Source organism: Microbulbifer harenosus, assembly GCF_005771435.1.
Classification (GTDB): domain Bacteria; phylum Pseudomonadota; class Gammaproteobacteria; order Pseudomonadales; family Cellvibrionaceae; genus Microbulbifer; species Microbulbifer harenosus.
The window spans coordinates 92,975-105,898 of record NZ_VANI01000014.1; the positions used below are offsets into that span (position 1 = coordinate 92,975).

Annotated in this window: 8 protein-coding genes; 4 read left to right on the forward strand and 4 right to left on the reverse strand. The window is 58.7% G+C overall.

The window, feature by feature from the left end:
- Nucleotides 1-19 precede the first annotated feature (19 nt).
- Together FDY93_RS19785 and FDY93_RS13460 are read left to right on the forward strand one after the other, a co-directional pair.
- Nucleotides 20-934: a hypothetical protein gene (locus FDY93_RS19785; RefSeq protein WP_246068579.1), complete on the forward strand. Its 915-nt coding sequence runs from the start codon at nucleotides 20-22 to the stop codon at nucleotides 932-934.
- A complete protein-coding gene (locus FDY93_RS13460; RefSeq protein ID WP_138236275.1) occupies nucleotides 931-1,482 on the forward strand; it encodes a hypothetical protein in 552 nt (183 codons plus the stop codon). The genes FDY93_RS19785 and FDY93_RS13460 overlap by 4 nt, the downstream gene beginning before the upstream one ends.
- Nucleotides 1,483-1,635: 153 nt before the next feature.
- Here the strand turns inward: FDY93_RS13460 and pta are convergent, their stop codons facing one another.
- From pta to FDY93_RS13480, 4 genes are all read right to left on the reverse strand, one after another.
- Nucleotides 1,636-3,774, reverse strand: a complete 2,139-nt coding sequence (gene pta, locus FDY93_RS13465; RefSeq protein WP_138236276.1) for a phosphate acetyltransferase — start codon at nucleotides 3,772-3,774, stop codon at nucleotides 1,636-1,638.
- Between the two features lie 3 nt (nucleotides 3,775-3,777).
- Nucleotides 3,778-5,013, reverse strand: a complete 1,236-nt coding sequence (locus FDY93_RS13470; protein WP_138236277.1) for an acetate kinase — start codon at nucleotides 5,011-5,013, stop codon at nucleotides 3,778-3,780.
- 126 nt (nucleotides 5,014-5,139) lie between these two features.
- Nucleotides 5,140-7,518: a glycoside hydrolase family 9 protein gene (locus tag FDY93_RS13475; RefSeq protein ID WP_181954063.1), complete on the reverse strand. Its 2,379-nt coding sequence runs from the start codon at nucleotides 7,516-7,518 to the stop codon at nucleotides 5,140-5,142.
- A gap of 302 nt (nucleotides 7,519-7,820) precedes the next feature.
- Nucleotides 7,821-9,419: an isocitrate lyase gene (locus tag FDY93_RS13480; protein WP_138236278.1), complete on the reverse strand. Its 1,599-nt coding sequence runs from the start codon at nucleotides 9,417-9,419 to the stop codon at nucleotides 7,821-7,823.
- Nucleotides 9,420-9,627: 208 nt separating this feature from the next.
- On the opposite strand from FDY93_RS13480, the gene FDY93_RS13485 reads away from it, so the two are divergent.
- Nucleotides 9,628-10,563, forward strand: a complete 936-nt coding sequence (locus tag FDY93_RS13485; protein WP_138236279.1) for a LysR family transcriptional regulator — start codon at nucleotides 9,628-9,630, stop codon at nucleotides 10,561-10,563.
- Nucleotides 10,564-10,692: 129 nt separating this feature from the next.
- Nucleotides 10,693-12,867, forward strand: a complete 2,175-nt coding sequence (locus FDY93_RS13490; protein ID WP_138236280.1) for a malate synthase G — start codon at nucleotides 10,693-10,695, stop codon at nucleotides 12,865-12,867.
- Nucleotides 12,868-12,924 lie beyond the last annotated feature (57 nt).

The window sequence follows — 12,924 nt, forward strand, 5'->3', positions numbered from 1 at the left end:
CTTTGAAAGTCTCGGCGAAGTGGAGGTTGCCAAACCAGTCGAGGTCGTCCCCGATACCCGGAAGAAACCGAAACCCCATGAGAAAACCGATTTCAGCCAACGCAAAGGCATCCCACCCACGTCTCTCGAGGATGCCGTCAGCCGCCTGAACTCTATGGCGGACGAAATTGCCCGCAACGGCTACCAGCCCAAGTACACTGATGCGGAGCTGAAAGCCCTGGCCGAAACCGGCGATATCTCGAAGGAACGCTATCAGGTCCGCTTTATGGAAAGCCGCTACCTGACCAACAACGGAGCACCGGGCATGCTTGGGGCACCCATGCGAGGCGTCAGCGGCAACGGTGCCAAATACTGGTCCACCAGCTTCGATCAGCTAGAGGATGCCGATACCAATGCGCGCCTGATTTCGGACAAGCTCGGCCTCGACTACGACCCCGACGCCGAGTACACACTGATTGTCATCGACACCGAAAAGGCAGCGCCTCTCACCGGTGTAAAAAGTGTACCGGCCACCTTTGACAAGGTCAGTGAGTTTGCCAACCGGGAGTTGCCGAAGGAATTCCCTAAGGAATTTACCGACACGGTCATGATACCCGAGTTTCAGGATCAGTATGGCTGGCACTACCAGGAGGCGGTGGATAAAGAATTTCTGGCGAACAAGTGGTCTACAAACATAGACAACTTTGAGGACTATCTGGACACCACCGATCTTTCCGAAACAGAGAAAAGCCTCCTTAAGCAGCGCTTGGAAATGCAGGGCACCGTCGGCAACAACCAATACTACGAAGGCAATGGCCTCACCCGGGACAAGATCGCCGGGTCCGGCAACCACTACGGTGCGGTGGAAACGCTGAACTTCGAGCGGCAACCAGTCAATTTGCAACAATTGGAAGAGGCCGGCGCTATTGCCTATGTCTCCAAGGGGTTTAAATGAGTTGGATACAAAAACCGAAATACCCGGTTAAAGAACAACTACCAAGAATCGAGCACCACGAAAAACTGCCGTATGGCACCGTGGAGTTGGCGAGAACAACGGACCCTAACGAGGGTGATACCGTTGTCTTTGTACAGCAGAGAGATCACCTGAGCATATTGAAGGCTGACAGCTGGCTGCGTAAAAATGGTACGCTCAAGTACCGATGCTCGCAGGCCGATTTCCCCCTCGGGGTATTGCCTTGGTTCGCCGATGCGCTCACCGAGTTCCGCAAGCCACCGGCACAGGGCGGTCTGCACGCCGGTGCCATGACCAGCGCCGACGAGGACGTGGAGGGTGAAATGTTATGTATTCAGCGTTCTATGAGCGCTGGTCGCGGTGTGGGCGGTTACGCAATCGTCAATCGGTCCAGAAAAAGCCGCCTAGTGTCTAGAGCAGAGCACTTTTCGCCACAGGAAATCACCTTCGCCGACAACTTCCTCTACGACGCCGGCTTGCTGGATCTGATCAAAGGCCTGGGAGAAAAGCATCGCCGTGGCGAGCTTTAGATCTTTCACCGCTCACCAAAAACAAGGCCTGTGGATGATCGCCAAAACCAGACATCTTCTGTCGTTTAGCTTGAACATCAAGCAAATGTACCGACTGACCGCAATATGTGTAATCAGTGCCGGCTCCGCAATAATTGAAGATTGATTTAGCATTTATTCAAGCTGGCTGGCCTGGATCGCCGTTAACGCAATGGTGTAGATGATGTCATCCACCAGCGCCCCCCGCGATAGATCGTTCACTGGTTTGCGCATTCCCTGCAACATGGGGCCGATACTGATCAGGTCGGCGCTGCGCTGCACCGCCTTATAGGTGGTATTGCCGGTGTTGAGGTCGGGGAAGATGAACACCGTTGCGCGCCCGGCGACCGGGCTCTCCGGTGCTTTTTTCCTGGCCACATTTTCCATGATCGCGGCGTCGTACTGCAGTGGTCCGTCAATCACCAGGTCCGGGCGCTTTTTCTGGGCGAGCTTGGTGGCCTCGCGCACTTTATCCACGTCGCTGCCGCTACCCGAGGTGCCGGTGGAGTAGCTGATCATGGCCACTCTGGGCTCGATACCAAAGGCGCTGGCGGAGTCCGCGGACTGGATCGCGATGTCTGCAAGCTCTTCAGCGTTTGGGTCCGGGTTGATGGCGCAGTCGCCATAAACCAGCACCTGGTCCGGTAGCAACATGAAAAACACCGAAGACACCAGGCTTGCGCCAGGTGCGGTCTTGATCAATTGCAGCGCGGGACGGATGGTATTGGCGGTGGTGTGTACTGCGCCGGAGACCAGACCATCCACTTCACCCTCCGCCAGCATCATGGTGCCGAGCACCACATTATCCTGCAGCTGCTCTTTAGCAACGATGTCTGTCAGCCCTTTGCTTTTGCGTAATTTCACCATTGGCTCGACGTATTTATTGCGCGCAGTTTTCGGGTCGATGATTTCTACCTTGTCGCTGAGAGTGAGGCCCTGCTGCTCGGCGACACGGTGGATTTCTTTTGGATCTCCCAGCAATACCGGCCGCGCGATACCGCGTTCGGCGCAGGTGAGTGCGGCCTTGACGGTGCGCGGCTCATCGCCCTCTGGCAGCACGATGCGCTTGTTGGCTCGGCGCGCACGCTCGGTGAGATAAAAGCGGAAGGCCGGTGGCGAAAGCCGTTTGGGTCGATTGGAGTCCCGCCCAAGGGATTCCACCCAGTGGTTGTCCAGGTGTCCAGCAATGAAGTCTTGTACTTTTTCGATGCGCTCAAGGTCGTCGGTGGGGGTTTCCATGTTGAATGACTGCAATTGCAGTGCCGTCTGCCAGGTATTGGTATCGACCAGAATTACCGGCAGCCCGGTTTCCATGGCTGGTGCACAGAGTTTGCGCACCATCGGTTCAATGTTGTAGCCACCGGTCAGAAGCAGGCAGCCTATTTTAATGCCGTTCATGGCGGCGAGGCAGGCGGCGACGATGACATCCGGGCGATCGCCGGAGGAAACCAGCATTGATCCGGGCTCAAAGCGGTAAATCATATTGCCGAGCGAGCGGGAACAGAAGGTAACGCTGCGCAGGCGGCGTGTATCCAGTTCACCATAATTGACGATTTCCGCCTGAAAGTGATCCGCCAGATCCTTGGCCCGCGGCGCCACCAGATCCGCATTCCACGGAATACAGCCAATAATGGGCAGCGGACTTTTGCCAAACAACGAGAGAATTTCCAGGCTACCCTGGTGGACCTTTGGGCCTTCGAAAACCCCGGTGATATCCGCGCCCGGGGTATCCGGTACCTGCGAAGGCGCCCCTACCTTGTTGACGATACATCCTACCACTCGGCCCGACCGGCTTCCGCCAAACCTCCCCATGGCCATCTCAAGGCGATTCTTGAGCTGCTGTGGTGAGTCCAGATTGGGGCACACCACCAACACAATCTCCGCATCCAGCGTTTTCGCAATCTGAAGGTTCAGCTGATTGGCGAATTGGTTTTCGGAGTTGGGGACTAGTCCCTCGATGATCGCGACATCCGCTTGATTCGCGCTGTCGTTGAAGCGCGCAAGGACTTCTTCCAACAAATCCGAAAGGTCGCCGCGGCCGATAAGGGATTCCGCATGTTGCATCGAGAAAGAGTCGGGTACTTTCAGATTGGCGGCGGTGCGCAGTATCTCGTTACTGCGATCGCGGTTTTTCTCGTTTTTTACCGCTTCCGCGATGGGTTTGTAAAAACTGACGCTGACACCGTTACGTTCCAGTGCGCGCAGGATACCGAGACTGACGGAGGTAATACCGACACCGGCACTAATGGGAACCAGCATGATGGTGCGCGACATGGATCACTCCCTCGAACTGGGGTCGCCATTTGGCCTGTTGGGGGGAGCCAGGCTGGCGGTGTCGCGGGCGATCACCCATTCTTCGTTCGTGGGAATCACCAGTGTTACCGCAGAGCGCTCCGTGGAGATCGGGCCTTCCTCACCGAAGCGCGCGCGCAGGTTTCGCGCCATGTCCAGCTCGTAACCGAGGCCATCAAGATGTGCGAGTACTTTTTCTCGCACCAGACTCGAATTTTCACCAATGCCGCCAGTGAACACGAGAGCATCTACTTGCGATAGCACACCGTGGTAGGAGGCGATGTACTTTGCGAGACGGTAACAGAAAATATCCAGAGCCAGCTGCGCGCCATCGTGGCCCTCCGCTGCAGCCTGCTCCAGTGCACGGCAGTCACTGCTCAGTTCGGAAATTCCCAGCAGCCCGCTTTTCCTGTTCAGCAGCTCGTTGATTTCTTTCACTCGGTAATCCAGCCGGCTGGCCAGATGCATTATCAGCCCCGGGTCCACATCGCCGCTGCGGGTGCCCATAACAAGGCCTTCCAGTGGTGTCAGCCCCATGCTGGTATCCACACTGTGGCCGTCGCGTATCGCAGTGATGGACGCGCCGTTGCCCAGGTGGGCAGAGATGATATTGACCTCGTTAACCGGCAGGTTCAGCAGCTCCGCGGCGCGCTCAGTAACAAAGCGGTGACTGGTGCCGTGCATACCGTAGCGGCGGAGACCATGGTCGCGGTAGAGCTCGTAGGGCAGGGCATAGATATACGCATGGCGCGGCATGGACTGGTGAAAGGCCGTGTCGAACACCGCGACCTGCGGCAGGTCTGGAAACGCGTTAAACGCCGCTTCAATCCCCTGCACGGCGGCGGGGTTGTGCAGGGGTGCCAGTGCTATGCAGTCGCGAATGGTATTGAGTACTGCGTCGTCGATCAGTACCGAGTGGGAGAACTTTTCTCCGCCGTGCACCACTCTGTGGCCGACGGCGATCAGGTGCTCCTGTAGATCCGCGCATTTGCTCAGGATTTCGTCCACCAGAAAACGGATCACGTCGCTGTGCTGCGCCTCCGCGGGCAACCCGCTGGACTGGGTTCTACCATCGCACTTCCAGCTGACCGTCGGTTCATCCTGCCCCAACGCATCGCCAATGCCGCTCAGGTCAAGCGTGCCACTGTACGGGTCGATCACGGCGAACTTCAGCGATGAGCTGCCGCTGTTCAGAACAAGGACGCGACTGGGATTCGACATAGGCGACGCAGTTTGGTTACAGGCATCGTCTAAAGACTAGTGCAAGCGGCCGGCAATTCCCTGCTGGATGAGTGCGTTGGGAAATCGGGAAGATTGGGGGGCGATACCGCCCCCCGATAGAAAGGATCAGTTGCCGTCAGAAACAAACTTGGACAGCAGGCGGATATACGCCACCTGATACATGTTGTGGTTTTCGGTGACCGCCCAGGAGTTCAGCGGCCAGCTGGTATTGAAGTCGAGGAATGACTTCTGTGCGGGCTGGCCGTAGGGCGGTGCCGGTGGGGCGATACCGCAGCGGGCGTTGTTTTCCGGGCTGCCGCAGCTGTTGGGGCAGCAGGTGTCCCAATCGTAGCTGGGGTTAGGGCCGCCCACCAGGAAGCCCGGGGCCGGACCGTAGGAAGAACCGGAAACGGAATCCCACTGCGGGCTGCCGTCGGTAAACCAGCTGTGGTAGAAGCTGTCCACCGAGTTCTCCGCACCGAACTCACCCATATTGGACAGGTACACCTTGCCCTGTGGATTGACGCCGTGCAGGTAGTTGAGGTTACGCAGGGCGGCGTTGCGCGCGGCGGTTTCTCCTGGCGTGCCCGCGTTGTACTGGAGCTGGTCCAGAAACAGGTTGCCCTGGTGCGCCTGACTGCGGTTGCTGCCCCAGGTGTACTGCGGGATGTAAGCGCGATAGGCATCGCTGTTGCCGGTAACCGCCGGCCAGTTGTCATCGCCATTCATGCCCGTGGCATAGGTACTGCGGATACTGCTGGCGACGCTGCCGTCCACACCGGGTAGAGACGCGAAGTAGAGCAATGCATGCTGCAACTCCGTTTCCCAGATGGATACCCAGCTCCACTCCATGAGATGCGCTGTCTGATAGTTACTCTCCACATAGCTGCGATACGCCGCTTTGCCGGTGGCGCGGTAGAGGTTGATCGCCGCTATCAGGCTCTTGGCGAAGCGGCCGTAGTCATCCACTTCCTGTTCGCCGGCGGCAACACCGTTATCGGCGTTGTGGAAAGTGACGGCGGGATTGGCTTGTGCCCACTGCCACGCGGACTCCGCGCGCGCGCTCAGGTCTGCGGCGTAGCTCTGCATGCCCGGCATCTGCCCGAGTACGTGGCTGCCGAGGGCGAAGGCGGCGGCGCTGCTGTAGGTGGCGGCGGTGGTGGCAGGGCCATAGGTACTGGCGCCACTGGCAGCAGACGGCGGGCTGGCGTGAGACAGGCCCATCACCGAGAGTACGGAACCGTTACTCTCCTGCATGCGCACCAGCCAGTCCATGCCCCATTTCACCTCATCCAGCAGGTCGGGCATGCCGTTGCCGGATTCTGGAATATTGAAATCGTCGGTCCACACTGCGGGGTTTTCGCGGTAGCTGTGGAGCAGCGAAATCAGGTAGTCCGCATGCCAGTTGGTGTACTTGTTGTAATCGCCCGCGTCGTACCAGCCTCCGCGCAGATCCCTTTCACTGGATGCGTCGCCAGTAGCATTGTACCGGCGCGCCTGCGGATCCTGCCCGGCGCCCAGATGGCTCGCCCCGTCGGCCCAGCGGGCATCGGCATAGGGCGCCTGCTTGGGGAAACCGACGCGCTGGTAGAAGAAGGTGCGCACCGCTTGCTCGAGCACCGGCCGGTACACATCCGCGGCGATGCGGAACTCCGCCGAGCGCAATTCGCCGGACGCATCAGCGAGGATGTAATCGCCACTGGCGGTCACCGCAGAAAAGTCCACATGCCAGACGCGGTCGCCAGAAAACTCTGCCGTGGCCCCACCATTCCAGGCTTGCGGTTGTGCCGTATGCACGATCTGGCCGTTGTCGGTATTCACCACGTGTATCTCAGCGGGTGGCGAGTAGCTGTCGGCGGCGTCATAGCCCTGCTGCGGGTCGCGCAACACCGCCACTTTCTCGCTGTTCGGCAGATAGCCGAACTGATCCACCGTAATAAAGCCGCTCTGCTCATAGCTCAGATAACCACTGCCGGAACCGCCGGACGACGAAGACGTCGACGAGCCGGAGGAGGAGCTGGAAGACGACGATGAGCTGCCGCCGGAAGAGCTGGACGAACTGCTTGAGGAGCTGCTGCTGGAACTGCTTGAGGAACTCGAAGACGAGCTGCTGCTGGATGAAGAGCTGCTCGAACCGCCGGATGAGCTGCCGCCCTCCGTATGGACGGTCACGGCTACGGTGTCAAGGCCTCCCGGGCTGGCAATAAAGCCGATACTGACCTGGCCGTTGACGCCGATAGTACTGTTATAGGCCGCGGGCCCCACCACATAGTGGTCGCCGCTTTGGGACAGTACCACCCCGTTCCACATCTGGGTGATCTCCGCGTCCAGGTCGAACTCCACCGTCCAGTTGGAAATTGGTGCGGTTTCGTCATTCAGCACGACGATTTCCGCCTGAGCGCCTTGTCCCCAATCGTTGGTGACGTTCATTGTCGCCTGGGCGGCGAATACCGCCGGCGCGGCAAAGCACACCGTGGCGGACAGTAATAAATGCGACAAACGCATTGCGTGGACCTCCATTTTCTCTCGGTTTTTTTATGGATGTGAATCTCTGCGAGATTCGTATGAAATGTATGACTTTTTATAAGGCCGTTATAAAGACGTACGAGAGAGGGTTGGTGAGAGGGCACAGTTCACGCACACCGGGTAAAAATCCGGAAGTGGAAACGGCGTCACGTAGGCAGGTGAATTCAGGCGCTAGAAAAGTGATGACGCGCCCATAAAAAAGGGCTGCCAAGGGCAGCCCGAAGTGAGTGAAGCGATTTCTCAGGGATACTCGCTTTTGGAACCTGGTTAACTCTTATCCATTAACCGAACTGGTTCATGGTGTTGTCTTTACCCGCGGCCTTCAGCGCGGCTTCACCGGCGAAGTACTCCTTATGGTCGTCGCCCATGTCGGAGCCGGCCATGTTCTGGTGTTTCACGCAGGCGATACCCTGGCGGATTTCCTTGCGCTGCACACCTTCCACGTAGCCGAGCATGCCTTTTTCGCCGAAGTATTCCTTGGCCAGGTTGTCGGTAGACAGAGCCGCGGTGTGGTAGGTCGGCAGGGTGATGAGGTGGTGGAAAATACCCGCTTCGCGTGCCGCATCCGCCTGGAAGGTGCGGATTTTCTCGTCCGCGGCCTTGGACAGCTCGGTGTCGTCGTACTCGGCGCTCATCAGGTTGTCCCGCTTGTAGGCGGACACGTCTTTGCCTTCCTCCTGCCAGGCGTCGAATACCTGCTGACGGAAGTTCAGGGTCCAGTTGAAGGACGGGCTGTTGTTGTACACCAGCTTGGCGTCCGGCACCTGCTTGCGGATTTCATCCATCATGGCGCCGATCTGACGCACGTGGGGCTTCTCGGTTTCGATCCAGATCAGGTCCGCGCCGTTCTGCAGTGAGGTCACGCTGTCGAGTACACAGCGGGCTTCGCCGGTGCCTTTCCTGAACTGGAACAGGTTGGAGGGCAGGCGTTTCGGACGCAGCAGTTTGCCATCGCGGTTGATGATCACGTCGCCGTTGGCCAGGTCGCCCGGGGCCACTTCTTCGCAATCCAGGAAGGAATTGTACTGGTCGCCCAGGTCGCCCGGCTCGCGGGTCACGGCGATCTGCTTGGTAAGACCGGCGCCCAGGGAGTCGGTACGGGCAACGATCACGCCATTGTCCACGCCCAGCTCAAGGAAGGCATAGCGCACAGCGCGAATCTTGGCGAGGAAGTCTTCGTGAGGCACGGTGACCTTGCCGTCCTGGTGACCGCACTGTTTCTCGTCGGAAACCTGGTTTTCGATCTGGATGCAGCAGGCGCCAGCCTCGATCATTTTCTTCGCCAGCAGGTAGGTGGCCTCGGCATTACCGAAACCGGCGTCGATGTCCGCGATGATCGGCACAACGTGAGTGACGTGGTTGTCGATCTGGTTCAGGATAGATTTTTCCTTCACCTGGTCGCCGGCTTCACGAGCGGCGTCCAGCTCGCGGAACAGTCCGCCCAGCTCACGGGCGTCCGCCTGGCGCAGGAAGGTATAGAGCTCTTCGATCAGGGCCGCCACGGACGTTTTCTCGTGCATGGACTGGTCCGGCAGCGGGCCGAATTCACTGCGCAGGGCGGCAACCATCCAGCCGGACAGGTACAGGTAGCGGCGGTCGGTCTTGCCTTCAAAGTGCTTCTTGATGGAAATCATTTTCTGCTGGCCGATAAAGCCGTGCCAGCAGCCCAGAGACTGGGTGTACTTGGAGCTGTCTTTGTCATACGCGGCCATGTCCTTGCGCATGATGTCAGCGGTGTAACGAGCGATCTCCAGACCATTCTGGAACCTGTTCTGCAGGCGCATACGGGCCACGGATTCCGGGTTGATGGCATCCCAGGAGGCGCCATTGGCTTTGCAGAGCTTTGCGGCTTTTTCGATTTCTTGAGCGTAGGTGGACATGGGCATCTTTCCTCAACGTTCCTTAAAAAGGTGACTGCGATCAGGTTGTGCGTATCCTAGGAGTGCTGGCATAATTTGGCTAATTTATTGTCACAATTCCCGCTATCCAAGCGGTGAATATGTGGCTGAGCCACTTGTGAAACCTGAGCCGGCGACAGAACAAGAGCCGGTTTGAAACGGTCACAAAAGCCCATCGGGAGCCCCGCCAATGAATCTGGAACGCGCTGACCTGAACCTGCTGGTCTACCTGGATGTACTGTTGCGTGAGCGCAATGTGACCCGCGCCGCCAACCAGCTGGGCCTGTCCCAGCCCGCCATGAGCAACGGCCTCAAGCGCCTGCGTGAGCTGTTTGACGACCCGCTGCTGGTGCGCACTCGCGAGGGTATGATGCCCACCGAGCGCGCCATGGAGCTGCAGCCGATGGTGCGCGAAGCGCTCGCCGCCATCGATCAGGTCATCCAGCCCAACCGGGATTTCTCTCCCGCCGAGGCGCGCCGTACCTTCCGCATCATGGCCAGTGACTATGCGGAATCCACCTTGATTCCACCGCTGTTGAAGCAGCTGCGGGTGAGCGCCCCCGGTATCAGTCTAGACATCATGACGCCGAGTGACGTGAGCTTCGTGGATGTTGAGCAGGGCAAGGTGGATATGGTGATCAACCGCTTCGACTCCATGCCCCAAAGCTTTCACCAGGCAACCATTTGGAGCGACAGCTTCTCTTGCGTGATGCGCGCGGATAATCCCATCCTGCAAGACTACAATCTGGAGAGTTATCTGCGCGCACAGCACATCTGGGTGAGCAAGACCGGCATGGGCGTGGGCGTAGGGGTCAACCCCGAAGATGTGCAGCGCCTGGGTTGGGTGGACGAGGCCATTGGGCGGCACGGCCGCAAGCGGGACATTTCCGTGTTTACGCGCCACTACCAGGTGGCAATGCTACTGGCGGAACAGAGTGACCTGATCGTCACCGTGCCCACGCGGCTGGCGCAATTGGCGTGTAACAATCCGCGCGTGGTACTGCGCGATCCGCCGCTCAAGATCCCGCCGCTGGAGCTCAAGATGGCCTGGAGTCCGCTTCTGCAGCAGAGTGCGCCACATCGCTGGATGCGGCGTCTGATTCTGGATGTTGGCCGTCAGCTCTGACTTTGGTCGACATCTAAATTCATTTCACGAATATTGAGTATCGCACCTATAAATTAGTGGTATGGACGGTCGCCTGTTTAGAATGCGGCGAAACCCATCAGTACCCATTACCAGTACAAGAGGTCATTCATGACGGAAAGAATCCGTATTGGCGGTCTGCAGATTGCCACAGAGCTGCACGCATTGATTGCGGAAGACGTTATCCCGGGCACCGGAGTCAGTGCCGACGTGTTCTGGGCGGAATTCGAGAACATCGTGAATGACCTGGCGCCGGTCAACCGCGCGCTACTGCAAAAGCGCGACGACATCCAGGCCCGCATGGACCAGTGGTACAGCGAAAACCCCCGGGGCTACCGGGATCTCGACAGTTACAAGGCATTCCTGAAAGAAATCGGCTATCTGGTGGACGAGCCTGCGGACTTCAGCGCGAAAACCGAAAACGTCGACGCGGAAATTGCCACTATGGCCGGCCCTCAGCTGGTAGTGCCGGTGATGAACGCCCGCTACGCCCTGAATGCGGCCAACGCCCGCTGGGGAAGCCTTTACGATGCACTGTACGGCACCGACGTAATCAGCGAAGACAATGGCGCGGAAAAGGCCGGTGCGTACAACCCGGTGCGTGGCGAAAAGGTCATCGCCTATGCCCGGGACTTTCTCGACCAGGCTGCACCCCTCAGCGGTGTCAGTCACTGCGATGTGACTGCCTATCGCATCAACGGTTCGCTATTGGAGGCGGAGCTCGCCAACGGCAAGGTAGCCGCGTTGAAAAACAGCCGCCAGTTTGAAGGTTATCTCGGCAGTCCCGAGGCGCCGGAAGCCATCCTGCTCAGCCACAATGGCCTGCACTTTGAAATCCAGATCGACCGCGCTAGCCCCATCGGCAAGACCGACAAGGCCGGGATAAAGGACATCCTGGTGGAATCCGCCCTCACTACCATCATGGACTGCGAAGACTCCGTCGCTGCGGTAGACGCGGAAGACAAGGTGGTGGTGTACCGCAACTGGCTCGGCCTGATGAAAGGCGATCTGCAGGAAAAGCTCAACAAGAACGGCCGGGAAATCCTGCGCACGCTCAACCCGGATCGCGAATATACCGGTGCCGAGGGCGGCACACTGACACTGCCAGGGCGCAGCCTCATGTTTATTCGCAACGTCGGCCACTTGATGACCAACGATGCGGTACTGGACAAAGACGGCAACGAAGTGCCGGAAGGCATTCTCGACGGCATGGTAACCACCTTGATCGCCATGCACGATCTTCGCGGCAACGGGCCGCACAAGAACTCCCGCGCCGGCAGCGTATATATCGTGAAACCGAAAATGCACGGGCCGGAAGAGGTGGCGTTTGCCAATACCCTGTTCAACCGCATTGAAGATGCACTGGGTCTCGCCCGTAACACGGTGAAAATGGGCATCATGGACGAGGAGCGCCGCACAACCGTCAACCTCAAGGCGTGTATTGCCGCAGCGAAGGAGCGGGTGGTATTCATCAACACCGGTTTCCTGGACCGCACCGGCGACGAGATTCATACCTCCATGCTGGCCGGCCCGATGATTCGCAAAGGTGAGATGAAACAGTCGAAATGGATTACCGCTTACGAAGACTGGAACGTCGACACTGGTCTCGCCACCGGCCTCAAGGGGCGCGCGCAGATCGGTAAGGGTATGTGGGCCATGCCGGACATGATGGCGGCAATGATGGAGGCCAAAATCGGCCACCCGCAAGCCGGTGCCAACACCGCCTGGGTGCCGTCACCCACCGCCGCCACCCTGCACGCGCTGCATTACCACAAGGTGGATGTGGCTAAGGTTCAGGAGGAGTTGGCAAAACGCAAGCGCGCGAACCTTGATGACATTTTGACAGTACCGGTAGCGGATGACCCCGCGTGGAGCGCGGAGGAAATTCAGCGGGAGCTGGACAACAACGCCCAGGGTATTCTCGGCTATGTGGTGCGCTGGATTGATCAAGGCGTGGGCTGCTCTAAGGTGCCGGATATTCACGACGTCGGATTGATGGAGGACCGCGCCACCCTGCGGATTTCCTCCCAGCACATTGCCAACTGGCTGAAACAGGGCATCTGCACCCGCGCCCAGGTAGAGGAGACCATGCGCCGCATGGCGGCTGTTGTTGACCGCCAGAACGCCAATGATCCGGCCTACCGGGACATGTCGCCAAACTTTGACGGGAACATCGCCTTCCAGGCTGCCTGTGAGCTGGTGTTTGAGGGCTGCGCGCAACCCAACGGCTATACCGAGCCGGTGTTGCACCGCCGTCGCCGTGAGTTCAAGGCGAGCCAGCGCTGATAGGAACCCCTGAACGTCAATTGCCCCGCCACGTGCGGGGCTTTTTATTTGTGCACG

Coding starts and splice junctions, on each gene's coding strand:
- FDY93_RS13490 (WP_138236280.1), top strand. CDS start 10,693: ATGACGGAAAGAATCCGTATTGGCGGTCTGCAGATTGCCACAGAGCTG.
- FDY93_RS13470 (WP_138236277.1), bottom strand. CDS start 5,013: ATGTCGAATCCCAGTCGCGTCCTTGTTCTGAACAGCGGCAGCTCATCG.
- pta (WP_138236276.1), bottom strand. CDS start 3,774: ATGTCGCGCACCATCATGCTGGTTCCCATTAGTGCCGGTGTCGGTATT.
- FDY93_RS13480 (WP_138236278.1), bottom strand. CDS start 9,419: ATGTCCACCTACGCTCAAGAAATCGAAAAAGCCGCAAAGCTCTGCAAA.
- FDY93_RS13485 (WP_138236279.1), top strand. CDS start 9,628: ATGAATCTGGAACGCGCTGACCTGAACCTGCTGGTCTACCTGGATGTA.
- FDY93_RS13460 (WP_138236275.1), top strand. CDS start 931: ATGAGTTGGATACAAAAACCGAAATACCCGGTTAAAGAACAACTACCA.
- FDY93_RS13475 (WP_181954063.1), bottom strand. CDS start 7,518: ATGCGTTTGTCGCATTTATTACTGTCCGCCACGGTGTGCTTTGCCGCG.